At 68.0% G+C, this 23503-nt stretch carries 26 protein-coding genes; 11 read left to right on the top strand and 15 right to left on the bottom strand.

Annotated features, from left to right (window positions below; genetic code table 11):
• Nucleotides 1–29: 29 nt before the first annotated feature.
• A complete protein-coding gene (gene thyX / locus AB6A69_RS04875; protein WP_371059942.1) occupies nt 30–935 on the bottom strand; it encodes an FAD-dependent thymidylate synthase in 906 nt (301 codons plus the stop codon).
• Between the two features lie 209 nt (nt 936–1144).
• On the opposite strand from thyX, the gene AB6A69_RS04870 reads away from it, so the two are divergent.
• The 5 genes from AB6A69_RS04870 to AB6A69_RS04850 all read left to right on the top strand — a co-directional run bounded on the left by AB6A69_RS04870 (nt 1145) and on the right by AB6A69_RS04850 (nt 5439).
• Nucleotides 1145–2116: a thymidylate synthase gene (locus AB6A69_RS04870; protein ID WP_371059941.1), complete on the top strand. Its 972-nt coding sequence runs from the start codon at nt 1145–1147 to the stop codon at nt 2114–2116.
• Between the two features lie 3 nt (nt 2117–2119).
• Complete coding sequence (locus tag AB6A69_RS04865; protein ID WP_371059940.1) at nt 2120–3529, top strand: hypothetical protein; 1410 nt, start codon at nt 2120–2122, stop codon at nt 3527–3529.
• 61 nt (nt 3530–3590) lie between these two features.
• Nucleotides 3591–4019 carry a VOC family protein gene (locus AB6A69_RS04860; RefSeq protein WP_371059939.1) on the top strand — a complete coding sequence of 143 codons (429 nt, stop codon included), beginning with the start codon at nt 3591–3593 and terminating at the stop codon, nt 4017–4019.
• Nucleotides 4016–4693 (top strand): DUF1194 domain-containing protein, encoded by a 678-nt coding sequence (locus AB6A69_RS04855; protein WP_371059938.1) that lies wholly within the window; start codon nt 4016–4018, stop codon nt 4691–4693. The genes AB6A69_RS04860 and AB6A69_RS04855 overlap by 4 nt, the downstream gene beginning before the upstream one ends.
• Nucleotides 4694–4710: 17 nt before the next feature.
• Nucleotides 4711–5439: a DUF1194 domain-containing protein gene (locus AB6A69_RS04850; protein ID WP_371059937.1), complete on the top strand. Its 729-nt coding sequence runs from the start codon at nt 4711–4713 to the stop codon at nt 5437–5439.
• On the opposite strand, the gene AB6A69_RS04845 is transcribed toward AB6A69_RS04850, so the two are convergent.
• The 3 genes from AB6A69_RS04845 to AB6A69_RS04835 form a co-directional block, all read right to left on the bottom strand.
• The gene (locus AB6A69_RS04845; protein ID WP_371036868.1) at nt 5433–5930 is read right to left on the bottom strand and encodes a MarR family winged helix-turn-helix transcriptional regulator; all 498 of its coding nucleotides are present in this window, start codon (nt 5928–5930) and stop codon (nt 5433–5435) included. The two genes, AB6A69_RS04850 and AB6A69_RS04845, sit on opposite strands and share 7 nt — an antisense overlap.
• A gap of 93 nt (nt 5931–6023) precedes the next feature.
• A complete protein-coding gene (locus AB6A69_RS04840; protein ID WP_371056061.1) occupies nt 6024–6287 on the bottom strand; it encodes a succinate dehydrogenase assembly factor 2 in 264 nt (87 codons plus the stop codon).
• Nucleotides 6284–6694, bottom strand: a complete 411-nt coding sequence (locus tag AB6A69_RS04835) for a multiprotein-bridging factor 1 family protein (protein WP_371036870.1) — start codon at nt 6692–6694, stop codon at nt 6284–6286. Before AB6A69_RS04835 ends, AB6A69_RS04840 begins: the two co-directional genes overlap by 4 nt.
• A 91-nt stretch (nt 6695–6785) precedes the next feature.
• Between AB6A69_RS04835 and AB6A69_RS04830 the strand changes: the two genes are divergently transcribed.
• Nucleotides 6786–7988: a pyridoxal phosphate-dependent aminotransferase gene (locus AB6A69_RS04830; protein WP_371059936.1), complete on the top strand. Its 1203-nt coding sequence runs from the start codon at nt 6786–6788 to the stop codon at nt 7986–7988.
• A gap of 7 nt (nt 7989–7995) precedes the next feature.
• Nucleotides 7996–8400, top strand: a complete 405-nt coding sequence (locus AB6A69_RS04825) for a hypothetical protein (RefSeq protein ID WP_371059935.1) — start codon at nt 7996–7998, stop codon at nt 8398–8400.
• On the opposite strand, the gene AB6A69_RS04820 is transcribed toward AB6A69_RS04825, so the two are convergent.
• The 3 genes from AB6A69_RS04820 to AB6A69_RS04810 are packed head-to-tail and all read right to left on the bottom strand — an operon-like array spanning nt 8397 to nt 11359.
• Nucleotides 8397–9785, bottom strand: coding sequence for an MATE family efflux transporter (locus AB6A69_RS04820; RefSeq protein WP_371059934.1), 1389 nt, complete (start codon nt 9783–9785; stop codon nt 8397–8399). The genes AB6A69_RS04825 and AB6A69_RS04820 overlap by 4 nt on opposite strands.
• A 42-nt stretch (nt 9786–9827) precedes the next feature.
• Entirely contained in the window at nt 9828–10748 is a 921-nt protein-coding gene (locus AB6A69_RS04815; RefSeq protein ID WP_371059933.1) for a nickel/cobalt transporter, read from the bottom strand.
• Complete coding sequence (locus AB6A69_RS04810) at nt 10730–11359, bottom strand: DUF1007 family protein (RefSeq protein ID WP_371059932.1); 630 nt, start codon at nt 11357–11359, stop codon at nt 10730–10732. Before AB6A69_RS04810 ends, AB6A69_RS04815 begins: the two co-directional genes overlap by 19 nt.
• 404 nt (nt 11360–11763) lie before the next feature.
• On the opposite strand from AB6A69_RS04810, the gene parE reads away from it, so the two are divergent.
• Complete coding sequence (parE, locus tag AB6A69_RS04805) at nt 11764–13722, top strand: DNA topoisomerase IV subunit B (protein WP_371059931.1); 1959 nt, start codon at nt 11764–11766, stop codon at nt 13720–13722.
• A gap of 295 nt (nt 13723–14017) precedes the next feature.
• On the opposite strand, the gene AB6A69_RS04800 is transcribed toward parE, so the two are convergent.
• Nucleotides 14018–14794, bottom strand: coding sequence for a glycosyltransferase family 2 protein (locus AB6A69_RS04800; protein WP_371059930.1), 777 nt, complete (start codon nt 14792–14794; stop codon nt 14018–14020).
• Between the two features lie 281 nt (nt 14795–15075).
• A complete protein-coding gene (locus tag AB6A69_RS04795; protein WP_371059929.1) occupies nt 15076–16275 on the bottom strand; it encodes a hypothetical protein in 1200 nt (399 codons plus the stop codon).
• A gap of 26 nt (nt 16276–16301) precedes the next feature.
• On the opposite strand from AB6A69_RS04795, the gene AB6A69_RS04790 reads away from it, so the two are divergent.
• The gene (locus AB6A69_RS04790; protein ID WP_371059928.1) at nt 16302–17084 is read left to right on the top strand and encodes a glycosyltransferase family 25 protein; all 783 of its coding nucleotides are present in this window, start codon (nt 16302–16304) and stop codon (nt 17082–17084) included.
• Here the strand turns inward: AB6A69_RS04790 and AB6A69_RS04785 are convergent.
• Nucleotides 17077–18063, bottom strand: a complete 987-nt coding sequence (locus AB6A69_RS04785) for a polysaccharide pyruvyl transferase family protein (protein ID WP_371059927.1) — start codon at nt 18061–18063, stop codon at nt 17077–17079. The genes AB6A69_RS04790 and AB6A69_RS04785 overlap by 8 nt on opposite strands.
• Before the next feature lie 376 nt (nt 18064–18439).
• Here AB6A69_RS04785 and AB6A69_RS04780 point away from each other — a divergent pair, with 376 nt between their 5' ends.
• Nucleotides 18440–19126 carry a hypothetical protein gene (locus tag AB6A69_RS04780; RefSeq protein ID WP_371059926.1) on the top strand — a complete coding sequence of 229 codons (687 nt, stop codon included), beginning with the start codon at nt 18440–18442 and terminating at the stop codon, nt 19124–19126.
• Here the strand turns inward: AB6A69_RS04780 and AB6A69_RS04775 are convergent.
• Complete coding sequence (locus AB6A69_RS04775; RefSeq protein ID WP_371059925.1) at nt 19123–19536, bottom strand: cytochrome c; 414 nt, start codon at nt 19534–19536, stop codon at nt 19123–19125. The two genes, AB6A69_RS04780 and AB6A69_RS04775, sit on opposite strands and share 4 nt — an antisense overlap.
• A 23-nt stretch (nt 19537–19559) precedes the next feature.
• Entirely contained in the window at nt 19560–19985 is a 426-nt protein-coding gene (locus AB6A69_RS04770) for a c-type cytochrome (protein WP_371059924.1), read from the bottom strand.
• A 289-nt stretch (nt 19986–20274) separates the two neighbouring features.
• On the opposite strand from AB6A69_RS04770, the gene AB6A69_RS04765 reads away from it, so the two are divergent.
• Nucleotides 20275–20682, top strand: coding sequence for a PaaI family thioesterase (locus AB6A69_RS04765; RefSeq protein ID WP_371036884.1), 408 nt, complete (start codon nt 20275–20277; stop codon nt 20680–20682).
• A 39-nt stretch (nt 20683–20721) separates the two neighbouring features.
• Here the strand turns inward: AB6A69_RS04765 and AB6A69_RS04760 are convergent, their stop codons facing one another.
• The 3 genes from AB6A69_RS04760 to AB6A69_RS04750 all read right to left on the bottom strand — a co-directional run bounded on the left by AB6A69_RS04760 (nt 20722) and on the right by AB6A69_RS04750 (nt 23240).
• Nucleotides 20722–21399 carry an ABC transporter ATP-binding protein gene (locus AB6A69_RS04760; protein ID WP_371036885.1) on the bottom strand — a complete coding sequence of 226 codons (678 nt, stop codon included), beginning with the start codon at nt 21397–21399 and terminating at the stop codon, nt 20722–20724.
• Nucleotides 21392–22678, bottom strand: a complete 1287-nt coding sequence (locus tag AB6A69_RS04755) for a lipoprotein-releasing ABC transporter permease subunit (RefSeq protein ID WP_371036886.1) — start codon at nt 22676–22678, stop codon at nt 21392–21394. Before AB6A69_RS04755 ends, AB6A69_RS04760 begins: the two co-directional genes overlap by 8 nt.
• 64 nt (nt 22679–22742) lie before the next feature.
• A complete protein-coding gene (locus AB6A69_RS04750; protein ID WP_371059923.1) occupies nt 22743–23240 on the bottom strand; it encodes a lytic transglycosylase domain-containing protein in 498 nt (165 codons plus the stop codon).
• Nucleotides 23241–23503 lie beyond the last annotated feature (263 nt).

Below are 23503 nucleotides of genomic sequence, written 5' to 3'. Positions count from 1 at the left end.
GTTAAGCCGGTTTCGGCGCGGGCGGGTCGCTAGCCCGTCACCTCCCGGAACTCCCGCCATTCCCCTTTCGACATGCCGGAGGTCTCCTGCGTGACCTCCTCCCCCTTGAGCATCCGCCGGATGCAATCAACGGCCGTGGCCGAGAGCGTGGCGCCCCCCACACGGTAGTCCTGGAACGCCTTCCAGGAGAGAGGCACCCAGTCGGCGACAAGATCGCCGATCGTTTCGGCATAGACGCGGATCTCGTATTGCGCGTGGGCATCGGCGCGCAGGCGCAGGAAATGCAGAAGGTTGTGCAGATCGGTCTTCCAGTACCACTGGGTGTAGACATTGGCGGGCAGATTCATCCGCGCGAGTTCGCGGGCGAGGCCCTGCTGACCCTCGTCCGAGATCATCTCCTCGTAGTGGTCGTAGCAGCGCGCGGCGTCGGCCTTGAGGATTTCGAGCACGCGCGCGGCCTCCTGCCCTTCCAGCGTGGCGCCGCGGCCCTGGTTGTTCACGGTCGACTGGGCCGCCAGCATCTCGGGCGCGGGGATGTAGAACTCCCGGTCGAGGATCGAGTAGCGCGCCGAGTACTCGTTGACGTTGGCGGTGCGGTGGCGGATCCACTGCCGGGCGACGAAGACCGGCAGTTTCACGTGCAGCTTGAGTTCGCACATCTCGAACGGTGTCGAGTGCCAGTGGCGCATGAGGTAGCGGATGAGGCCCTCGTCGTTCGAGACGTGTTTCGTGCCCGCCCCGTAGCTCACGCGCGCGGCCTGTACCACGGCGGCGTCGTCGCCCATGTAGTCGATCACCCGGACGAAGCCGTGATCGAGCACCGGCTGCGCGGTGTAGAGATGGGCCTCCATCCCGGGGCTTACCGCGCGCAGGGTGGGTTGAGGGCTGGCGCGCTGCGCCTCGATTTCCGCCTGCTGCTCTCGGGTCAGGGTCATCCCGGAATCCTCCACCGCTACATGAGTCGCGCTTCCACCATATATTGAGGCGACCACCGGTGAAAACGCCAGATGCTGCGTAGGCAAATCCGCCTCAGTTCAAAAGATTTCCACAGGCCGCGCGGAACAGGCCGTTGACTTCCTGGGGATGACTCCGAAAATGTCACGAAAAACAAGACGAAAACGCACGAAATTGAGGCGGCGGTCCAATGGCACGACTTCTGATGCTTTTTCTCGTCCTGACGCTGGCCGCGGGCTGCGACAGCGACGGCACGAACCCCTTCGACAGGGACGACCCGGCCGATCCCGGCGATCCGGACGGCGAAACGCCCTCGGGCGACATCCCGGAAACCCTCGCGGGCGACGTGACGCGGGTGCGCTACGACCCTGCGGACAACACGATCGTCGTCGAAGGGCTTACCCTTGACGCCACGCCGTTCGAGGCCGTCTACAGCCGTGCGCCCGCGCTCGAGGCCAACGTACCGGGCTATCGGGTCTACACCGCGCAGGACGATGCGCTCGACCGCCACTCCACCGCCTTCGCGGCCCAGTCCAACAACAGCGGCGCGGTTCGCGCCGGGGTCACGGTGACGGGAGGGCCGCGCAACCGGTTCTTCGGCGGGACCTACTATGAACGCGACGGTGGCTTCAGGCCGCCGGCGGGCGGTCTCGTGACCTATACGGGGCGTTACGCGGGGCTCACCAATGTCGGCGGCAGTGGGGAGGATCTCATTCCCGTGCCGGGGGGCACGAATCCGGAACTCATCCCCGACCAGGCCGCCGAGGTGACAGGCGGCGTGGTCATGACTGCCGACTTCTCGGACAACTCCATCGAGGGCAACATCGTCAACCGCAGCCTCGAGGGCACCCCCCTTCCGAGCCTCGTTCTGGTCAGAACCGACATCGCAGCGAACGGCACCTTCTTCGGGAACGTGGAGTTCGACAGCAGGCACCCGGACTCCGGCGATAACCCCGTCGGCAACGATATCGGCGATTATGGCGGCATCATCGGCGGGCCGGACGGGGACGGGCTGGCTGGCAGCATCACCCTCAGCGAGTTCGACGGACTCGGCGACCAGCTTGGTTTCGAGAACGAAGAGGAGTACGGCATCTTCGTGCTCGACCGCTGCGGAACGCCCGGCGCGGCCGACCCGCTGGGCCTCTGCGCAAGCGTGAACTAGACCGTGATCCGGCGCGCCGCGACGCGCTGGCGGGGGGCCGGGCGGGCGCTTCTGGCCGGGGCGCTCGCCGCCCTGCTGTGGTCCCCCGGCCCGGCGCGGGCGGAGGCGGCGGAGCTGTCCATCCCCCTCGCGCGGGGCCTTGCGGAGGCGGCGGTGCGCGCCGGCGACGTCGCGCTTGCCACGCAGATGGCCCGCGCGCTTCTGGACGCCGATCCCGAGGACGATTTCGCGCATTACGTGCTCGCGCACGCCGCGCGGGCGGAGGACCGGCCGCGCGCCGCGCGGCGCGCCGCCGTGCGCGCCTTCCGGTACGCCCGAAGCGACGGGCGCCGCTTCGAGGCCGCGCAGATGGCCGCGCGAGGGGCGCTGGACGCCCGGCAGTTCACCGTGGCGCAGTACTGGCTGCGGCGCGCGACCGACGCGGCGCCGACCGACCAGGCCCGCGATGTCGCCACGCGCGACTTCCGGGCCGTGCGCCGGATGAACCCCTTCAACTTCCAGCTCCGCTTTTCGGTCTCTCCGTCCTCGAACGTCAACAACGGGGCCGAGGACGCTCTCAACGTGATCGACGGCGTGCCGGTGGTGGGACTTCTCAGCCCCGACGCGCTGGCGCTCTCGGGCGTGGAAACCACGGTGGATCTGCGCACGCGCTTCCGCCTGCATGAAACGGCCCGGCAGCGCACGGAACTGACCGGGCGCGCCTATCTCCGCCGCGTCGCGCTTTCGGACGAGGCAAAGCGGAAGGCGCCCATGGCCAGCAACGGCGACTATGCCCTGAACGTGCTGGAGGCGGGCCTGCGGCACGACATGGCGCTCGGTCCCGCGGCGGGGATGCTTCGTCTTTCGGGCGCGCTGGGCGACATGGCCTATGCGGGCGATCCCTACCTCGATTTCGCGCGATTGACCCTGGCGCATGTGAAGCCCGTGGCGGACAGGGGGCGGCTGCACTACGGGCTCGGGCTGGAAGCGCGGCGCTACGACCGGGCGGCCGACCGGCCGGAGCGGATCGCGGACCTCTTCATGGGGTATCGCCACGCCCTCGCTTCGGGCGACAGCCTCGATTTCGGCGTGTCGCTGCGCGCCAACGACGTTGACAGCACCACGCTGCTGTCGCGCGGGATCACCGCGCGGCTCGGCTACGATTTCGGGCGCGCCTTCGGGCCGGTGACGCTCTCGGCGGCGATCGCGGCCAGCTACACCGACTATCCCGACTATCGCGTGGCCACGATCCGCGTGCCCGGAGGGCGGCAGGACGAGAGCCTCGCGGCCACCTTCGACATCGCGTTCCAGGACATCCAGCACGCGGGCTTCCTGCCGGTCGTGAGCCTCAAGGCCGAACGCACGCTGTCCAACGTGAGCCGCTTCGAGACCGATTCCGTCTCGGTGAGCTTCGGGATCCGCTCGGCCTTCTGATCTCGACATCGCGGCGCGCGGGCCTAGAGTGTCGATGGAACCAGGCGACAGGAGGCACCCCATGACCATCCGCTATCTTCACACCATGGTCCGTGTGAAGGACCTCGAGAAATCCATGGCGTTCTACGCGCTTCTGGGCCTGAAGGAGACGCGGCGCTGGGACAACGACCAGGGGCGCTTCACCCTCGTCTTCATGGCGCCGCCTGGGCAGGAGGAGTGCCCAGTGGAGCTGACCTACAACTGGGACGGGGACGAGGGGCTGCCCTCGGACAGCCGGCATTTCGGCCATCTCGCCTACCAGGTGGACGACATCTACGAGATGTGCCGGCACCTGATGGACAACGGCGTGACCATAAACCGCCCGCCGCGGGACGGGCGCATGGCTTTCGTCCGCTCGCCCGACAACATCTCGGTCGAGCTTCTGCAGAGGGGCGACGCGAAGGAGCCGGCGGAGCCCTGGGCCAGCATGGAGAACACGGGGCATTGGTGAGGGCCCTCGCCCTCGCCCTCGCCCTTGGGGTCTGGACCGGCGCGGCGGCGGCGGAGTGCCGCCTCGCGCTGGCGCTCGCGCTCGACACCTCCTCGTCGGTGGATGCGCGGGAACACCGCCTTCAGCGCGAGGGCCTGGCCGCCGCGCTGCGTCATCCCGACATCCGCTCGGCCATCCTGTCGGGCGCGCCGGGGCATGTCGCCCTCGCCGTGTACGAGTGGTCGGGGCGCTACCAGCAGGCGCTCATCCAGGGCTGGACACCGCTCGACAGCGACGCAGCCATCGATGCGGCCGCGGACCGGCTTCTCGGCGCGCCGCGCAGTTACAGCGAGTTTCCCACCGCCATCGGTTACGCCCTGGGCTATGCCGCCGGGCTTTTCGAAAACGGGCCGGACTGCGCGCGCCGGGTGCTGGACGTGTCCGGCGACGGGATCGGCAATGACGGGTTCGGGCCGCGTCACGCCTACCGGCATTTTCCCTTCGCGGGCATCACCGTGAACGGCCTCGCGGTCGGAGGGCACGACCCGCATGTGCTGGACTACTACCTCGACGAGCTGCGCCTCGGCCCCGTGGCCTTCGTGGAACACGCCGAGGATTACAGCGACTTCCAGGTGACGATGACACGGAAGCTGCTGCGGGAAATCGGCACTCTGGCCGTCGGCGCGGCGCGTTGAGACGTGCCGCCTGCGCGATGTTGCTGCTGGCCGGGCTCGCCGTTGCCGCGCGGGCGGAGGCCGCGTGCCGGCAGGCGCTGGCCCTGGGCCTCGACGTCTCGGGATCTGTGGACGCGCGGGAATACCGGCTGCAACTCGACGGTCTGGCCGACGCGCTCGAGGCGCCCGAGATACGCGAGGCGCTTTTCGCGATCCCGGCCGCGCCGGTGGCCGTTGCCGTCTACGAATGGAGCGGCCCCGCCCCGGCGCGGGACATTCTGGGCTGGACCGAGATCGCCGGCGAGGCCGCGCTTCTGGCGGTGACGGCCCGGCTGCGCGCCGCCCGGCGCGCCCCGGGCGACGACAGCACCGCGCTCGGCCATGCGATGCGCCACGGGGCCGCGCTTCTTGCCGCGCGGCCGGACTGCTGGCGCCATGTGCTCGACATCTCGGGCGACGGAAAGGCCAACGCGGGGCCCGCGCCACGCTCCGTCCGCAGCAGCTTTCGGGAGATCACGGTCAACGCGCTGGTCGTGGGGGCGGACGCCCGCGACTCCCTCGACCGCAGACAGGTCCAGATCGGGGAATTGTCGAGCTACTTCAACGCGCATGTGATCCACGGGCCCGACGCCTTCGTCGAGACAGCGCTCGGCTATGAGGATTTCGCCCGCGCCATGCGCCGAAAGCTTCTGCGCGAACTGTCGGCCCCGTCGCTGGCCACGCTCGATCCGGCAGGGCCCGGGCACCCCGCGCATCGGTCTCAGTAGATGTAGCGGATCTGGTCCGTCCAGAAACGTTCCAACCGACGCAGCGCGGCGGTGCTTTCCACGAGGCGCGCAGGGTCGACGCCTGTCTCGACCTCCAGCCCCTCGGCATGGCGCGCGAAGAGCGTGGCGACGATCTCGCGGATCTCGCGCCCTTTCGCGGTAAGACGCACACGCACGGCGCGGCGATCGATCTCGCAGCGCTGATGGTGCATGTAGCCGCCATCGACGAGCTTCTTCAGGTTGTAGCTGACATTCGACCCCTGGTAATAGCCCCGGGTCTTCAACTCGCCCGCCGTGACCTCGTTGTCGCCGATGTTGAAGATCAAAAGCGCCTGCACGGCGTTGACCTCCAGCACGCCCAGGCGCTCGAATTCGTCCTTTATGACGTCGAGCAGCAGGCGGTGCAGCCGTTCCACCAGCGACAGCGTTTCGAGATACGGGGTGATGAGGCTCTGCCCGCTGGCGGGCAGCATCGCGGTCTGCATGCTCATGTCGCGCCGGTCTCCGCTTGACTTGCGGGCCGGAGATTGGCGCGGAATACCGAAGAAGAGGTTAAATCCTTGGAATAAATTCTAAAATTCTAGCTAACTCGCCATCCCGAGGCGCGCGCGGATCTCGCCGATCAGGGGCGCGTGCCGCGCCGGAGGCTCCGACTGCCCGGCCACCCAGGCATAGAGGTCCTGGTCGTTCTCCTCGAGCAGCGCCTCGTAGGCATCGAGCGCCGCGTCGTCCATGCCCGCGAGCCGCGCCTCGGCGAAGCCCTGCAGGATCAGGTCCATCTCCTTCGTGCCGCGGCGCATCGAGCGCATCGAAAGCCGGCGCCGCCGGGTCTCGGCGGTTTCGGTCATGCGGAGGCCTCTTCCTTGAGGCGCTGGCGAAGCCGCTTCTCAAGCTTGCCGAGGCGCTCGGAGGTGGTGCGCAAGGAGGTCTTGAGCGTGCGAAGCTCGGTAAGAATCTCGGTGATGTCGGGCGAAAGCGCCTCTTCCTCCGCCGGGCTTTCGACGCCCTCCCCCTCACCGGTGAGAAGCCACATGATCGAGACGTTCAGGATGCCCGCCATCATCGACAGCCGGTTGGCGCGGGGTTCTGACAGGTCCTCTTCCCAGCCGCGCAGCGTTCCGAGCTTCACGCCGAGCCGCTTGGCAAGCTGCGCCTGCGTCATGCCGGCGTTTTCGCGCGCCGCCGCCACGCGGTCGCCGAAGGTGGCCTGATCGGGGCCGTACCAGTCGCCGGAGGCGTCGCTCAAATCGTCCATGGCTCTCTCCCATCCGCTGCGCGATCGCCGCTTGATCGCTTTCGAACCCCAGCCTAAGACATGGGGCACCCCAGTTCAAACCGGTGTGACCATGATCCCGATTTCCGCGACCCTCGAGCGCGTGCAGCCTTCGCCCACCATCGCGGTGACGCAGCGGGCGCGGGATCTCAGGGCCGAGGGGCGCGACGTGATCGGGCTTGGCGCCGGCGAGCCGGACTTTGACACGCCACGGCACATAAAGGATGCCGCAATCGCGGCACTCGAGGCGGGAAAAACGAAATACACCGCGCCGGACGGTATCCCCGAACTCAAGGAGGCGATCGCGGCCAAGTTCCTGCGCGACAACGGCCTTCGCTACACGCCGGCCGAGATCGGCGTCTCCTCCGGCGGCAAGCAGGTGCTCTTCAACGCGCTGATGGCCACGCTCAATCCCGGCGACGAGGTCATCGTGCCCGCGCCCTACTGGGTGAGCTACCCCGACATGGTCCGCATGGCGGGCGCCGATCCGGTGATCGTGCCCTGCGGTCTCGACACGGGCTTCAAGCTCTCGCCCGAGGCGCTCGAGGCCGCGATCACGCCCCGGACGCGCTGGGTCATCCTCAATTCGCCCTCGAACCCGACGGGTGCGGGCTACGCCCGCGACGAGCTGCGCGCGCTGAGCGACGTGCTGATGCGCCACCCCCATGTCTGGGTGATGTCGGACGACATCTACGAACACATCGCCCATGACGGGTTCACCTTCTGCACGCCGGCCGAGGTCGAGCCCGGTCTTCGCGACCGGACGCTCACGGTGAACGGCGTCTCGAAAGCCTACGCCATGACCGGCTGGCGCATCGGCTACGCGGGCGGGCCAGAGCCGCTGATCACCGCGATGCGCAAGGTGCAGTCGCAGTCCACATCCTGCCCCTGCTCGATCAGCCAGTGGGCGGCGGTGGCCGCGCTGACCGGACCGCAGGACTACATCGCCGAAAGCTGCGCGGCCTTCCGCCGCCGCCGCGACCTCGTGGTGGATCGGCTGAACGCGATCCCCGGTATCGACTGCCCCGTGCCCCAAGGCGCCTTCTACGTCTTCCCCTCGATCGCCGGGCTCATCGGGCGGACCTCGGCGGGCGGGCAGCGGATCGACGACGACGAGACCTTCGCCGCCGCTCTGCTCGAGGAGGAGGGCGTGGCGGTCGTGTTCGGCGCGGCCTTCGGCCTCTCGCCCCATTTCCGTGTGAGCTACGCCACATCGGACGACGTGCTGGAGGATGCCTGCGACCGCATCGCGCGCTTCTGCGGCGGCCTGGGCTGAGGCGGCCGTGGCGGACCTGCCCGACTACTACTTCCGGGTGCGCGACAACGGCGCGCTGGTCTTCCGCGTGGACACCGAGAACCGCCACCGCCGCATAGAGATGGACCCGATCGCCGCCGTGAACATCCGCAACGGCGAGATCAGGCCCCAAGGCGACCGCGTCCTTTCGGAGACCGATGTCGAGGTCATCCGCGACTGGATGGCCGAACGCCGCGAGGTCGTCGCCGCGCGCGAGATGGACGACATCTTCCGCGCGGTGGATCACCTCAACCTCACCGCGCACTGGGCGCAGACCAGGGCGACCGACGCCGAACTGGACGAGGTGACGGAGTCGCTTCTCATGGCGATGCACGACCTGCGCAGCGTGCTGGTGCGCCGGAAGTCCGAGCGGCTGACACGCGACGACGACTAGGCCGCGCGCCGGCCCGCCCTTCCCTGCCCCGCGCGGAGCCGCGGCACGGAGCCCCACCAGAAGCGCGTCATCAGCAGCACCCCCGCGCAGGCAAGGCCGAGGGTCAGCCCGAGCCAGACTCCCGCGCCGCCCCAGCCCAGCACGAAGCCCATCACCCAGGCGCCGGGAATGCCCACGCCCCAATAGCTGACCGCCGCCATGACCATCGGCACGGCGGTGTCCCGCACCCCGCGCAAAAGCCCGAGCGCCATCACCTGCGCGGCGTCCACGAGCTGAAAGAGCGCCGCGATGGCGAGCAGCGTCGCGCCCAGCGCCATGATCTCGCCGCGGGCGGATTCCGCGGGATCGAGGAAAAGCGCGTAGAGCGGCCCCGGCACCGCCAGGAACAGCACGATCGTCAGGAGCGCCGCCAAGAGGCTGAGGCCGAGCACGGCGCGCGCGCCCCGGGCCAGATGCTCCGCGTCGCCGCGCCCGAAGGCGTTGCCGGCACGGATCGTCGCCGCGTTGGACAGCCCCATGTGGATCATGAAGGTGGCGGAGGCGATCTGCAGCGCGATGCCGTGCGCCGCGAGCGGCACCGTCCCGAGCCAGCCCATCATCACCGAGGACACCGAGAAAAGACCGATCTCGGCGAGGTTGGTCACCCCGATCGCTGCACCCATGCGCGCCACCTGCCGGAACACGTCCCAGTCGGGGCGCCAGAGCCGGACGAAAAGACTGTGCTGGGGCAGCGCCGCCGCGGCGTAGGCGGCCGAGAACAGCAGCGCCACCGCGTTCGTCGCCACCGAGGCGATGGCCGCCCCGCGCAGGCCCAGTTCCGGCGCGCCCCAGTTGCCGAAGATGAGCGCGTAGTTGAACAGGGCGTTCGCCACGGCGGCCGCGACGGTGATCCAGAGCACCACCTGCGTGCGCCCGAGCGCGGCGAGATAGGATTTCAGCACCATCACCAGAAGCGCGGGCAGGATGCCGGGCCCGGCGATGCGCAGGTAGTCCTGCGCCGCCGCCGACAGCTCGGGCGTCTGCCCGAGCAGGCGCAGCAGCGTGGCGGAGAACCAGAATATCGGCAGGCAGGCCAGCGCGAAGAGGACGGACAGCCACAGCCCCATGCGCGTGACCCGACGCACGGCCGTCTCGTCCGCCTCGGCCTCGGCCGAGGCCACGAGCGGCATGACCGCCCAGGCGATCCCCGCCCCCATGATCCAGAGCGTGAACCAGAGCGCGGTGGCGAGCACCAGCGCCGCCAGCCCCTCGACCGAGTGCCAGCCCATCATGACCGTGTCGGTCAGGTGGATCGCGAACTGCGCGAGATGCCCGCCGATCAGCGGGAACCCGAGCAGCAGGATGGCGCGGAGGTGCCGGGTATATGACATGGCGGCAGCGGGCATGGCCGCGCTCTAGCGCCGGTTCGCGCCTCCGGCAAGACGGGATCAGATCGCGGCGATAAGAAGCTGCCACGAGATCAGCGCCACCACGGCGCCGGCCCCGATCTCGATGAGCGGAAGCGCGCGCGCCGCGCCGCTGCCGCCGGCGAACTGGGCGAGCGTCCCCTCGCGCATCGTCACCGCCGCGACGGCGACCGCCACCGTCACGCTCGCCGTGCCGAGCGCCATCGCCACCGCCCCCGCGACGCCCTGCCAGACGAGATCCATGCGCCAGGTGAGGATCAGCAGGAAAAGCGCGCCGGTGCAGGGCCGGATCGCCACCGCGGCCACGAGAAGCGCGGCATCGCGGAGGTTCGACACCTCGCCCGCCTCTTCCATGCTGGGGCCGTGGCGGTGCCCGCAGGAGCTGCAGGCGCCCTCCGGCCCGTGGCCCTGGCGATGGTGGCCGTGATCGTCGCCCGGCCGGGCCTGCGGCCGGCGCCAGAGCTTGCGCGCCCCGCGCGCCACCAGCCAGAGGCCGATCAGCCCGATCGCGGCGTAGGACAGCGGCGCCATCCACGCCTCGGCCGCGCCCACCATCTGCTGGCGCGTCCAGCCGAGCGCCCAGACACCCGCATAGACCAGCGCGACCGCCGTGCCCGCCTGCGCTAGGCTCGAGGCCAGCGCGAGGCCCGAAAGGCGCAGGACCGGCACCCGCCGCGCGACCCCGTAGCCGCCGATCAGCAGCTTGCCGTGGCCCGGCCCGGCGGCGTGGAAGAACCCGTAGGCGAAGCAGAGCCCCCAGAGCGTGGCGAGCGCGCCGGGCTCGCCCGCGCGGAGCGCCCGAAGCGCCCCGGCCATCGCGCGCTGCGCCTCCTGCTGGCCCGCGGCCGCCCAGCGCGCGACGTCGTCCGCCCCGCCCCAGAGCCAGAGCCACGCGGCCAGCGCGGCGATGGCGGCCATGGCCGTCAGGAGGACGAGGCGCATGTGATCCGGGCCTTGTCGGCGTAGAGATGCCCGATCTCGAGCGTCTCGAAGGTAAGCTCGTCGACCTCTCCGACGATCTCGGCGACCCGCGCATCGGCCTCTTCCGGGTCGGCCTCCGTGATGGGCGCCGCGCAGCGTTCCGGCAGGCGCACGCCGACGAGTTCGTAGGCGACGTAGAAGGTCGGGTCGTAGGCCTCGATCACGGTGCCCTCCGCCGGGAAGGGCGTCACGTCACGCCGGTGGGAGGCCACGATCCGGCCTTCCTCCACCGCGACCCCGGTGGCGGTGGGCAAGCCGATCTCCGCCGTCTCGTCACCGTTGACGAGGTAGAGGTCGCCCTCGAACCAGTCGGGCCATTCCACGAGGTCGAAGCCGCGAAGCTCGTCGAGCTCGGCCTCGGTGAGCACGCCGTCGGCCTCGGGGTCGAGCCCCATGTCCTCGAGGATGAGAAGGGTGAAGAAATCGTCGTAGACCCAGGTGACCTCCACCCCGGTGATCATGCCGGCATCGCCCAGCTCGACCTTCACGGTCGCGTCGACGAAGATGTGGGGATGGGCCCCGAGCGCCCCGGGCAGGCTGGTCACGAGGGCAAGGATGGCTGTGCGGAACATGGGCGAAACCTACGCTGCACGGGCGAGACCGGCAACCGGCGACCAGCCTGCGCCGCGCGGATTTCCGCCAGCGTGCCGGTCCCGGCCGCGCTGCGGTCCGAAGGTCTGCATCGCCCGGCCCCTGCCCCGTGCCGCCGCAGAGCGCCGCGCGACCGGCACGGCGCGCGCGGGCACACCCGGGCCGGAAACCCTTGGACCTGTCCGAAAAGGATCGAGTCTCCGGAAAGCGGGGACATTCCCGCCGTCACCGCGGGCGAGATAGACGATACCTGCCGGCACCGCGATGCGATGCGCGCGTAGCCCCGACAGGACGGCCCCGCCCCCGACGGCGCCCGGAAAGCCGCTTTTCCCGATGCGCCCGGACTGACATACTGTGCGCCAGGCAAGACAAGAGAGCAGCGAGCATGGCAGACGATCTCCTCGACAGCGTGGAGCCCGGCGACTACGACGCTTCCTCTATCGAGGTGCTCGAGGGGTTGGAGCCGGTGCGCAAGCGCCCCGGCATGTATATCGGCGGCACCGACGAGCGGGCGCTGCACCACATGGTGGCCGAGGTTCTCGACAACGCCATGGACGAGGCGGTGGCGGGCCACGCCAACCGCATCGAGATGGAGCTGGCCGAGGACTACACGCTTACCGTGCGCGACAACGGCCGCGGCATCCCGGTTGACCCGCATCCGAAGTTTCCGGGCAAGTCCGCGCTCGAGGTGATCCTGTGCACGCTGCACTCGGGCGGCAAGTTCTCGGGCAAGGCGTATCAGACCTCGGGCGGGCTGCACGGCGTGGGCGCCTCGGTGGTCAATGCGCTGTCGGAGTCCATGGTGGTGCAGGTGGCGCGCAACCGCACGCTGCACGAGCAGCGGTTTTCCCGTGGCGTGCCCCTCGGCCCGGTGGAAGAGGTGGGCGCCGCGCCCAACCGCCGCGGCACCACCGTGAGCTTCCGTGCCGACCCCGAGATCTTCGGCGCGCATCGGTTCAGGCCGGCGCGGCTTTTCGCCATGGCGCGCTCCAAGGCGTATCTCTTCTCGGGCGTCGAGATCCGTTGGAAATCCGCGGTGGACGACGGCGAGACCCCCGCCGAGGCGACGTTCCACTTTCCCGGCGGGCTTTCCGACTATCTGAAGGAGCGCCTGGCCGGCGCGACCACCTACGCCGAGCGACCTTTCGCGGGGGCTGTCGATTTCGAGGGTCGCTTCGGCACCCCCGGCAAGGTGGAATGGGCGATCAACTGGACGCCCGCGAAGGACGGCTTCGTGCAGAGCTACTGCAACACGGTGCCCACGCCCGAGGGCGGCACGCACGAGCAGGGCTTCTGGGCGGCGATCCTGAAGGGCATCCGGGCCTATGGCGAGCTGGCCAACAACCGCAAGGCCGCGCAGATCACCCGTGAGGATCTGATGGCGGGCGGCTGCGCGCTCGTCTCCTGTTTCATCCGCGAGCCCGAATTCGTGGGCCAGACGAAGGACCGCCTCGCCACGGCCGAGGCCGCGAAGCTGGTGGAAGGCGCGGTCCGCGACCATTTCGACAACTGGCTCGCCGCCGACACCAAAAGCGCGGGCGCGATCCTCGACTTCCTCGTCCTGCGGGCCGAGGAACGGCTGAGGCGCAAGCAGGAGAAGGAGACCGCGCGCAAGACCGCCACGCGCAAGCTGCGCCTGCCCGGCAAGCTGGTGGACTGCACCGTGACGGCGCGCGACGGCACGGAGATCTTCATCGTGGAGGGCGACAGCGCGGGCGGTTCGGCCAAGGCCGCGCGCAACCGCGAAACGCAGGCGCTCCTGCCGCTCCGGGGCAAGATCCTGAACGTGCTGGGCGCGGCGTCCTCGAAGCTCGGCTCGAACGCCGAGATCTCGGACCTCTCCCAGGCGCTGGGCGTGGGGCTCGGCACGAAATTCCGCCTCGACGACCTGCGCTACGACAGGGTCATCATCATGACCGACGCTGACGTGGACGGGGCGCATATCGCCGCGCTTTTGATGACCTTCTTCTTCACCCAGATGCGGCCGATGATCGACGCGGGCCACCTCTATCTCGCCTGCCCGCCGCTCTATCGCCTGACCCAGGGCGCCAAGCGCGTCTACGCCCTCGACGAGGCGGAGCGCGAGGCGTGGCTGCGGCGCGGGCTCGGCGGCAAGGGAAAGATAGAGGTCGCGCGCTTCAAGGGTCTGGGCGAGATGGACGCCAAGGACCTGAAGGAAACGACGATGGACCCGACCTCGCGCCGGCTCATCCGCGTGACCATCGACGAGGACGAGCCCGGCGAGACGGGCGACCTCGTGGAGCGGCTGATGGGCAAGAAACCGGAACTGCGCTTCCAGTATATCAGCGAGAACGCGAGGTTCGTGGAGGAGTTGGACGTGTGATCGGCGCTTGGCGCGGACCGGAGAAGAAACCCGCAGCCCGGCAGTGGAGAAAGGGTTCACGCCATCATCGGTAGCGCTGCAGCGTCGATGGCGCCGCTGACCTCGAATGACGCGCGTCGGCCCGGCGACGGGGTATCCGGCGCGATCCATGGGTCATGGCCCGGCTGCAGCGCGATGCAGCCTCATGGGCAATTCGAGTATCCCGAATGGCCCGGGCGAGACCGCCGCGAGGAGCAAAAAGCGGTCGGCTCGACAGGTCGCCGCAACCCTCACGGAATTTTCCGGCCGGCGGACCCTACTTGGGCCTTGAGCCGGAGCGCAAAAGCTCCCACCAGCGGTATTTGAGAAGGCGCCTCCAGAAAACCCATCTTGGCATCAAATCCCTGTATTTCAGGATAAATGCTCGCTTGCTTCTGATAGTCTTGCTGAGGCGAAATCCGTCGTGCTGCCTGGCGAAAACCACAGCTTCCGGCGCAATCGCAATTTTCTCACCCGCACGCAGAATCTCTATCGCCAGCGCGCGATCTTCCGAGATCGCCAGCTCCTCGTCAAAGCCTCCGACAGCAAGAAACAGGTCCTTTTCAATAAACAGATTGATGCCGCCCGTCCCGGGATTTCGCCAAAGCAGCGCATCGACGGATATCTCGCCTTGCGTCAAATTATGATGTTCGTATACCTGCCCATTTCTGGAGCGCAGAATTCTCCCGTAAACGCAACGCACCGAGTCCCGCCTGCAGGCATTGAAGGCTTCGAACAGGAAGTTCTCGTCCCACCAGTCATCGTCATCTAGGAAGGCCAGATGCGTACCGGTGGAGAGAGACGCGCCGAGGTTTCGCGCCCTCGAGGGCCCTATACGGGGCTGTTCTCGAAAGAGCTTGATGCCGGACGGAAGGTCGGACCGCGCGACTTCGCGGGTTCCGTTGTCGATGACAAGCACCTCGAGGGGCGGCAAGCTCTGCTTCAGAACCGACGCAATGGCCTCCCGCAGCCAGTCAATCCTCCGGTCGCAGGTCGGTATGACGACCGAAACGCAAGGGTCCGGCGTGGTGCTTTCTTCCGGCTTCGACATCATGCTGCGGCATCACTCTCCATAGCGCCGAGACGGGGCCGTGCTAGCTGCGCACGGAGTCGAAGCTTACCGGAAGCGGCGGCTTGGTTCGACACCGTGGGCACGCCCCCGCGAAACTCCTCCTCGGGCCCTGCGTCCTGCCACACCTTGAGTGATGCTGTCCGCGTCCCTTCGACGATCGCCGGCGCAACGCCCGAACCGTGGGCGCTGCCCCCCAGGGACGCATGTCGGCGCAAGACCACGTCGCCCGATCCCCGTGGCTTCTGGGAACGGTCGACTGCAACCTAGCGATACGGCATTTGTCGGACGTAGGACTCGCGAAGCTTCTCGATACGTTGTTGAAGCTGCTGGCGACGGTCGTCTTTCAACCCCGGCGTTGTCGCCCAGTCCATGTAGGTCACGATCGCCATCCTCACATCATAGTCCCTCGGAATACCATCGTCGAGGCCCGGTATTTCCTGCGAGTCGCATTCGAAAAGGCCGATATCGGGAATGCCCGCGCAGTGAAGCATGTCCCGCGTGCGAACACATTTCAAACACTTTCCACAATTTCCGCCGGTCGAGGTGTCCCTCCAGCAGACGGAGAGCTGGCGCACCAGCTCGGGATCCGCATCATGGATCGCCCGCACCCGCTCGCCCCGGCGGAGCGTGTGTCCGAAAGCCACCAAGGGCAGATCGCCCCGACCGAAGATATCCATCAGGATACTACTGTTACCCCACGGGTGTTGAAAGACGTCATGGATTGGAGGAAGGTCTAGCGCATATGAAGCCTCGCAAAACTCTTTGCCAATATAATTCAGGCACATCGCCAGGATGAAGGAGTGCTGAAGCTCCCAATGCATCGGCATGTTGCGAAAGTCCGTTTCTGCAACGATCAGATCAAGTCCGATAATGTCCGAAATTCGCTCGACACGCGACCGAAGGTCGATGAAACCCGGATGATCGGCCGTCGGGTAATCCGCGCCCGCGACAAGAAGACTATGGCTGTATTCTGCCTCTGCCTTCGCGGCGACCGCAGAGGATGTGCTATCGACGCCGCCGGACAAACAAATGACCTTGTGATCTTTCCGTCTTGATACCGAACCGGCATCAACGATATTCTCCAAAATCAGTCGCGGCGGCGAAAGCGAAGGAATGCTCCACAGTGTGTAGGCATAGTTCAACGTCTCGACCATTCGCGCGGCTGCCGCGCTCACGGGGGCATCGACTCGAATGGTGCGATTGGTCCGGGAGGAAATCGCGGCAAGCCCGAAGAGAGCGAAATCCCAGATCTCCGGTGCCTTGCACACCGCGTCCGACCTGATGAAGAAGGACCGGTTGCCAACCTTTACCACGACGCGATCCTTATCCCACGCACAGGTGGCATCGTCTTTACCATCGGAGGTCTGTCGGGTACGGAACTCCGCCATCTTCGCCCAGCCGGGTGCGGCAGACCGCAGCTTGCGAATCTGTGTCAAACGCCTGCTGAAACCCTTCGTCGACACCGGCAACTCCCATCGGTTTCCGCAAGATGCCTGACGCAGTAGAACAGGGTTTGGAGGAAGGCAACGCCTCCATGGTCTGGCCGATAGTCGTGCTTTCGCTTCCTGGCGAAGAGGTGCGGCGACGCCCGCTGTTGACCGCGCTGGCGCGGTTCGCCCTCGATTATGAGGTCTTTCTCGGGGTCGATGGCCGAAATGGTCTGTCGGCATGCTGGGAACGCGACATCGATCGATCCGCCGCAAGGTTCAATATTGGACGCGACCTGACCGATGGTGAATTCGCCTGTGCCCTGTCCCACCGCGAAATCTATCGCAAAATCGAGCGCAAAGGCTGGCAGGGCGCCGTGGTTCTCGAAGACGATGCCATTATCGACCGTCGTTTTGCGGATTTCGTGCGCGGGGAACTGTTCCGGCGAGCGGACTTGATAATGCTCGACCATTCGAAAGCATATGTGCGCAGTAAAGAATTGGATATCATGAAGGGCGTGACGATGCGCCGGCTGGCGCTCGCCTCTTACCTGACGACGGGGTATTCGATTTCCGCGGCCGGCGCACGATCTCTGCTGGCGTCCTCCCGACCGGTGTCTGCCACGGCCGATTGGCCTGGCGATATCGTGTCGCTGGGCGCAATGGCGCTGGAGCCCAGAATTGTCGATCATCCCGACAAGTTTACCGGCACTTCGCACCTGCGCGACGCGCGCGTCAAAATCGTCTCGGGCCACGGCGGCAAGCGCGGGTCAGCGAAGAGGCGGCGCGCCACGACCTATTGGAAGCGCTGGCTGATCAAAAGACTTTCATCCAAAATCAGTTGAACTCTTGAACTTCCCTCAATGCCTCGGTGAAGCTCTTTGCCATGAAGGGTGGATGATCGCCGGGCCAAGTGTTGATGTAATTGAAGACTTTTCCATACTGGTTGTCCAGAACGACGTGTGTTTTTCCCATCAAGCTACACAGGATATGACCATGCAAGCGGTCGGTGACGACGCGATGGCCTTGGGCGAGAAGATCGATCCCACGCCGCAGTTCTTTTTCGGCCTTCAATCGATAGGCTCTCTCCAGCCAGGACATAAGCGTCCTGCTCGGAAGGGGCGCAGATCGCGTTAACCGCTCGGCAATTTTCCCGGCCCATGGAAGATTGTAGGGTTCTATCCAATCCGTCACGCGAACGCTGTCCCGCGCTGTGGTCTCCTGGCTGCGGCTCGCGTGTCTTTCCTGATCGTCGCGCATCAGGGCCAGAACGGCGACTTCAGGCCTGGTGTCCGTGTGCAATGGCCCGAGGGCAAATGCCATGTCCGGACAAAGATAAACCGGACAGTCGAAATTCTCGCGCGCGAAGTCCAGGCTCGCGGTGTCGCGCACCATCATGGTGAAATCGGGATGCCGTGCGATCGCGCGCCTCGTTTCCTTCAAGGGGAGCGACTCAGAACACGAAAAGTGTATCGACTGAGGCATTTGCACGATCTTGCGATGCTGGAATTCGTCCAGTATGGCAACGCGGTTCTCCCAGAACCCTGGCCACAGGTCTCCGAAATTGCCTCCGCCGTGAAGCAGGAGAGAGCCCTCAGGCATCACCTGGTCGAGGTGAATGGGAAAAGCCTTGTGGCGCGAAACATATGCCGGAAACGATCCAAGTCGTTTCCGAAGCTTCGCGAGCGTTCCAAGCCATATGGCACTGTCACCGATATTCGAGTGCGCAGGAAAATCCAGCAGGGCGTAGGGGTGCGGCGCGCACCGACCGAGCGCCTCGTCCAGGGTATCGTCGATTCTTGCAGTAATGGAATGAGTATCCATGTTCATCCCGCTCCAGACGCGCCAGGAAACAGCCGGCGGCGCCGGGCGTGCGGTCGTCTCGTAGCTCGGGGCCTTCGATGCACCCTCATCCCGACCCTTTGGTTGAGAGGCGGCCACATGCGACGACGCTCGTGCAGGTGACCGGACATCCCGGAAAGCGACCCTCACGACGTATCACGGATGCATCGCGGCAGAAGTCGGATCGTCATGGAATCATTCCGAGACTGCGCGCCGTTGCACGGGCACCACGCGCCCGCGAAAGCCCACCTTGCCCCGCACCGCCGATCGGTGAAGCCGCGCCGCATCGCCGTGCCAGACCCGGTCGCGCCTTGAGCGAATCCTTGCCGCCCCCTCCCTCTCGGCTAACCTCGCGACCATGCGCGCCGCCTTCCTTCTCACCCTCCTGCTTCTGACCGCCTGCGGGCGGCCGCTGACGGAGGGCGAGCGGGCGCTGGCGCGGGTCACCCATGGCGACGCGGTCGATCTCGAGCGCATCCGCTTCCATGACGGGGCGCTCGTGGGCTCCTATGTCTGGGAGCGGCCGGCGCGGCCGCGCACCTCCTGCCGGGAGCGGATCTGGCCGCCGGGCCGACCTGGCGAGCGCGTCGAGGTCTCTCCCGGCGCCATCGCGCTTTTCAACCGCGTGTTCTACCGGACGGATCTTTACCGGCCCGACTACGCGCCCGGCTTCCCAGACCGCATCTTCCTCGCCGAGGCGATGCTCTTCGCCCACGAGCTCACCCATGTCTGGCAGTGGCAGAACCGCGCGCGGACGGGCTATCACCCGTTCCTTGCGGTGCACGAACACAACCGCTCTCCCGATCCCTACCTCTTCGACCTCGAAACCGCGGATTTCCTCTCCTACGGCTACGAGCAGCAGGGCGCGATCATGGAGGAATACGTCTGTTGCACGGTGCTCGACCCGGCCGCGCCGCGCACCGGGCGGCTGCGCCGGATGCTCGCGCGCGAGATCCCGATCGGCGATCTGGACGCGGCACTCGGCGAGGCGCAGGTGATCGTCCCGTGGGACGGCGTGACGGCTCGCGGGATCTGCTCGGACTAGCCGTCCGCCTGGACGCTCCGAAGCCAGGCCACGAGATCGGCCACCGCCTCGGAGGTCATGATCGGCTGGCCGGAGGGCGCCTTGAGTCCGACCGACGCACCGCCCTCGAAGAAGTCGCCGTAAACCGGCATCGGGCTGCCATGGGCCACCAGCGGGTCGCGCCCGTCGATGCGCTTGACCACACGCTCCAGCGGGAAGACGCCGCCATTGTCGGCCGAAAGCGCGGTGAGGTCCGTCGGCTTGATCGTGAGAACCCCGCGCATCGGCCCTTCGCCCATCGCGTCGATGCCGTGGCAGCTCGCGCAATGCGTCCGATAGAGGGCCTGCCCCGCCTCGGGGTCCTCGGCCGCGAGGGGCGCGGCCGCGAGGCCGAGCGCGGTGCAAAGGGCGATGTGGGCTTTGCGGTGCATGAATGTCTCCTTGGGACGTGGGATCATTTCTGGATGCTTTCGAGATGGAACAGGATCGCGGCCAGCGGTCGCGGTACCGGCGACATGATCCCGTCCCCCGTGTCCACCGGCACGGTTTCGCCGCGCAACAGCAACCCGAACTCGGGCATGTCGGGTCCCTGCGCCTTGTCCCCTCGCGTGTAGCCGTCGATGGTGGACAGCACTTCGGCGCGCGGGAAGGTTCCGCCGGACCGCGCCGAGATCGTGGTCAGGTCCGGCGGCGGCGGGGTCAGATCGCCGGCGAGCGGGCCGTCGCCGCGCCCGCCGCTTCCGTGGCAGCCCGCGCAATTCTCCGCGAAGAGCGCGGCGCCTTCGGAGGGTTCCGGCATGGCGGTCATCGCCGCGCAGGCGACGAGCCCGGCCGGGGCGAGGACAAGGGCGGCGAGGCGAAGATCACGGAGTGCGGGCATCTGCTTTCCTGGAGGATTTCGAGAGGGACGGTGGACGGGCGTGGTGCGCCGGGGCCTGCGGCGCGGGAGGCGAGATGGCGGGCGCCGCCGGCAGGACGCCGGCCGGATGCGCGCGGCGCGGTCCGGCAAAACGCGGGCCGGGCTGGATCATGCCTGCTCCTCCTCGTGGTCTTTGGCCGCGCGCGTCGGACGCGACGCCCGGCCCATCATTGAGCCACAGCATAGCGCCGTGACAAGCCCCGTGCGAGAGGCGATGCTCGCACCGTCAGTGAAAGGGAGACGGTGGGCAATGCTGAGCGTGACCGAGGCAGAGGAAATCCTTGCGGAGAATTTCGCGCCGTGGGTGCGGGCGCTCGCGCCCGTGGTGGAAGAGACCGCGCCCGATGGAATTCGGATGCGGATGCCCGTCACGCCCGAGATCGCCCGCGTGGGCGGCATCGTGTCGGGTCAGGCGCTGGCCGCCCTCGCCGACACGGCCATGGTGCTCGCGGCCTGCGCGCAGGCGGGCCGCTTCGTGCCGGTGGCCACGACGAACCTCGACCTGCAGTTCCTGCGGCCGGGCGGAGGCGAGGCGATCCTGTGCGACGCCGAGATCGTGCGCGCGGGCCGGGCGCTCGTCTTCGCGCGCGCCACGCTCACCGCGATGCCCGCCGGCAAGGCGGTGGCGGTCGCCACGGCCACGTTCTACGCGCCGTGACGGCCCGCCGCCCGGTCGCCGCGGGATGGGGGCGGGCGCTCAGCTTATCCGGCCGGCGTCCAGATGAAGCTGGCGGTCCATGCGGGCGGCCAGGGCGAGATTGTGGGTGGCGATGAGCGCGGCGAGACCGGTCTCGCGCACCAGGTCCATGAGCGCCGCGAACACCCGGTCCGAGGTTTCGGGGTCGAGGTTGCCGGTGGGCTCGTCCGCGAGCAGAAGCCGCGGCGCGTTCGCGAGCGCCCGGCAGAAGGCCACGCGCTGCTGTTCGCCGCCCGAAAGCGCGGCGGGACGGTGATCGGCGCGGGGCGCGACACCCACGCTGTCGAGCAGCCGGCGCGCCCGCGCCTCCGCCGCGCCGCGCGCGATCCCGTCGGCCAGCTGGGGCAGGACCACGTTCTCGAGCGCGGTGAACTCGGGCAGCAGGTGGTGGAACTGGTAGACGAAGCCCACCTCGCGGCGACGCACCCGGGTGCGGGCCCGGTCGCCCTGCCCGCCCATGTCCTTGCCCCCGATCTCCACCCGGCCGGCGTCGGCCACGTCGAGAAGCCCCGCGATGTGCAGCAGCGTGGACTTTCCCGCCCCCGAGGGCGCGACGAGCGCCACCACCTCGCCGGGCGCGAGCGTGAGCGACGCGCCGCGCAGCACCGCCACCTCGCTTTCGAGGCCCTTGTTGTAGGTCTTCTCGACGCCCTCGAGGCGCAGCGCGGCCTCACTCATAGCGCAGCGCCTCGACCGGGTTCATCCGCGCCGCCCGGCGCGCGGGGAAGATCGTCACGACGAAGCTGAGGCCGAGCGAGAGGGCCACCGCGGACAGCACGTCCGCCGCCTCGAGCCTAGCGGGGAGCTGGTAGATGCCGCGCACCGCCGGGTCCCAGACGCCGCCGCCCATCGCGTAGTTCACGAAGGAGAAGATCGGGTCGATGTAGATGGCGAAGAGACAGCCCAGGATCACCCCCGCCACGGTGCCGATGAGCCCGGTGAAGGCGCCGCAGATGAAGAAGACGCGCAGCACCGAGCCTTCGGTCAGGCCCATGGTGCGCAGGATGCCGATGTCGCGACCCTTGTTCTTCACCAGCATGATCAGCCCCGAGACGATGTTCATGGCCGCGATCAGCACGAGGATCGACAGGATCACGAACATCACGTTGTCCTCGACCTCGAGCGCGCGGAGGAAGGAGCCGGAGGCATCCTGCCACGTCCAGACCTGCCCGCTCTCTCCGGCTGCGCGGAGGATGGGCAGCGCGTAGTCGTCCACGCGCTCCGGGTCCGTGACCATCACCTCGATCTCGTCGGCCGCGCCCTCGCGGTTGAAGAAGCTCTGCGCCTCGGCGAAGGGCATGTAGAGGCGCGTGCGGTCGATGTCGTAGCGCCCGGCGGTGAAGATGTAGGTGACCTCGTAGGCCTTGACGCGGGGGCTCGTGCCGAAGGCCGTCTTCACCCCGTCGGGCGAGATGAGCGTGATCCGGTCGCCCGGGCCGAGGCCGAGCTCGCGCGCCACGCCTGAGCCGATGGCCACCCCCTCCCCGAAGCGGCCGATATCGCCGAACGCGGCTTCGGGATCGGCGATCCGCGGCAGCGTGGCGAGGTCCCTCGCGGCGATGCCGTAGACCTCGACGCCGGTATTGCGCCCCGAAGCGCTGGCCATCACCTGCCCCTTCACCAGCGGCGCGGCACGCGTGACGCCGGCAACCTCGGCGATACGCGCCGCCATCGCCTCGTAGTCCGCGATCTCCCGGGTGACGCGACCCGAGGCGTCCACCTGCCCGGCCGAATAGACGGTCACATGCGCGTTGGCGCCGAGGATCGTGTCCACGAACTCCGCGCGGAAGCCCGAGCGCACGGCAAGCGTGGCAATGAGCGCGAAGACGGCGAGCGTGATCCCGACGAGGCTGATCCAGGTCATCACGCTCACGCCGCCCTCGGCGCGCCTCGCGCGCAGGTAGCGCCAGGCGATCATCCATTCGAACGGCGCGAAGGGGGCTGGGGTACGGGCCATGAACTCTCCGGGGGAACGGCTCGCGCGGACACTGGTCCGGGCGGCCGGCAGGGTCAAGCCGGCGCTAGCGCAGCCCGGTCTCTTCCAGCAGCCCGAGGCGCTTGGCCTCGTAGTAGTAGCCCCGCGCGTACCACATCACCGCGCGGTCGATGTCCCCGCCCGAGACGAGCCAGGCGCCGCGCAGGTAGCGGCCGGCATATTCGAGATTGGTCTCGGCGTCGAAGAGCCGCTCCGCGGGGCCGGAAAAGCCCATGCTGCGCGCGGTGGCTGGCAGGATCTGCATCAGCCCGTAATAGGGACCTGCCCCGTTGAAGGCGCGCGGGTTGTAGTCGCTTTCGCGCTGGATCACCCGGTGAAGAAGCGCCGGCGGGATGGCGTGGACCTCGGCATAGGTTTCGACCAGCCGGCGCATCTGCGGCGTCTCGCCGGGATAGAGCGACGGCATGAACTGCGCGCTTCGTGTGGCGAGTTCGGCCGTCCTGTCGTTGCCGCCCGCGCCGCAGGCCGCAAGCGGCACGGCAAGCATCAGGGCGAGCGCGGCGCGGCGCGAATGGATGGTCATGGGGTCGTGCCTCCGATCCTGTCCCGACAGCGCCCATACCCCGGTTCGCGGCCCGGGCAAAGCCGGGTGCGGACGCATGGGCGGGCCTCCGCCCATGCGACGGCCCACGCAAGCCGGGCGGAACGCACCGGAAAGGCGGGCATCGGGGCCGAACGCCGACGGCCGGCGCGCACGGCTCCGGGGCACCTTCGCAGGGCGCTTCCCGCAAGATTGCGCCCGCACCGGCCCGTCCGGCATGAGCCCGTGGCGTGCCGGCTTGCCCG

Source organism: Rhodosalinus sp. 5P4 (assembly GCF_041365695.1).
Lineage (GTDB): Bacteria > Pseudomonadota > Alphaproteobacteria > Rhodobacterales > Rhodobacteraceae > Rhodosalinus.
Note: the sequence above shows the minus strand (reverse complement) of the source record. Positions and strands in the feature narration are given on the sequence as shown.

What these genes read in the sequence shown, in the direction of transcription:
- AB6A69_RS04810 (WP_371059932.1), bottom strand. Translation starts at nt 11,359, where the DNA reads ATGTTCCGCACAGCCATCCTTGCCCTCGTGACCAGCCTGCCCGGGGCG.
- parE (WP_371059931.1), top strand. Translation starts at nt 11,764, where the DNA reads ATGGCAGACGATCTCCTCGACAGCGTGGAGCCCGGCGACTACGACGCT.
- AB6A69_RS04785 (WP_371059927.1), bottom strand. Translation starts at nt 18,063, where the DNA reads ATGGATACTCATTCCATTACTGCAAGAATCGACGATACCCTGGACGAG.
- AB6A69_RS04830 (WP_371059936.1), top strand. Translation starts at nt 6,786, where the DNA reads ATGATCCCGATTTCCGCGACCCTCGAGCGCGTGCAGCCTTCGCCCACC.
- AB6A69_RS04775 (WP_371059925.1), bottom strand. Translation starts at nt 19,536, where the DNA reads ATGCACCGCAAAGCCCACATCGCCCTTTGCACCGCGCTCGGCCTCGCG.
- AB6A69_RS04860 (WP_371059939.1), top strand. Translation starts at nt 3,591, where the DNA reads ATGACCATCCGCTATCTTCACACCATGGTCCGTGTGAAGGACCTCGAG.
- AB6A69_RS04760 (WP_371036885.1), bottom strand. Translation starts at nt 21,399, where the DNA reads ATGAGTGAGGCCGCGCTGCGCCTCGAGGGCGTCGAGAAGACCTACAAC.
- AB6A69_RS04845 (WP_371036868.1), bottom strand. Translation starts at nt 5,930, where the DNA reads ATGAGCATGCAGACCGCGATGCTGCCCGCCAGCGGGCAGAGCCTCATC.
- AB6A69_RS04800 (WP_371059930.1), bottom strand. Translation starts at nt 14,794, where the DNA reads ATGATGTCGAAGCCGGAAGAAAGCACCACGCCGGACCCTTGCGTTTCG.
- AB6A69_RS04820 (WP_371059934.1), bottom strand. Translation starts at nt 9,785, where the DNA reads ATGCCCGCTGCCGCCATGTCATATACCCGGCACCTCCGCGCCATCCTG.
- AB6A69_RS04770 (WP_371059924.1), bottom strand. Translation starts at nt 19,985, where the DNA reads ATGCCCGCACTCCGTGATCTTCGCCTCGCCGCCCTTGTCCTCGCCCCG.
- AB6A69_RS04780 (WP_371059926.1), top strand. Translation starts at nt 18,440, where the DNA reads ATGCGCGCCGCCTTCCTTCTCACCCTCCTGCTTCTGACCGCCTGCGGG.
- AB6A69_RS04850 (WP_371059937.1), top strand. Translation starts at nt 4,711, where the DNA reads ATGTTGCTGCTGGCCGGGCTCGCCGTTGCCGCGCGGGCGGAGGCCGCG.
- AB6A69_RS04815 (WP_371059933.1), bottom strand. Translation starts at nt 10,748, where the DNA reads ATGCGCCTCGTCCTCCTGACGGCCATGGCCGCCATCGCCGCGCTGGCC.
- AB6A69_RS04790 (WP_371059928.1), top strand. Translation starts at nt 16,302, where the DNA reads ATGCCTGACGCAGTAGAACAGGGTTTGGAGGAAGGCAACGCCTCCATG.
- AB6A69_RS04835 (WP_371036870.1), bottom strand. Translation starts at nt 6,694, where the DNA reads ATGGACGATTTGAGCGACGCCTCCGGCGACTGGTACGGCCCCGATCAG.
- AB6A69_RS04840 (WP_371056061.1), bottom strand. Translation starts at nt 6,287, where the DNA reads ATGACCGAAACCGCCGAGACCCGGCGGCGCCGGCTTTCGATGCGCTCG.
- AB6A69_RS04750 (WP_371059923.1), bottom strand. Translation starts at nt 23,240, where the DNA reads ATGACCATCCATTCGCGCCGCGCCGCGCTCGCCCTGATGCTTGCCGTG.
- AB6A69_RS04755 (WP_371036886.1), bottom strand. Translation starts at nt 22,678, where the DNA reads ATGGCCCGTACCCCAGCCCCCTTCGCGCCGTTCGAATGGATGATCGCC.
- thyX (WP_371059942.1), bottom strand. Translation starts at nt 935, where the DNA reads ATGACCCTGACCCGAGAGCAGCAGGCGGAAATCGAGGCGCAGCGCGCC.
- AB6A69_RS04870 (WP_371059941.1), top strand. Translation starts at nt 1,145, where the DNA reads ATGGCACGACTTCTGATGCTTTTTCTCGTCCTGACGCTGGCCGCGGGC.
- AB6A69_RS04765 (WP_371036884.1), top strand. Translation starts at nt 20,275, where the DNA reads ATGCTGAGCGTGACCGAGGCAGAGGAAATCCTTGCGGAGAATTTCGCG.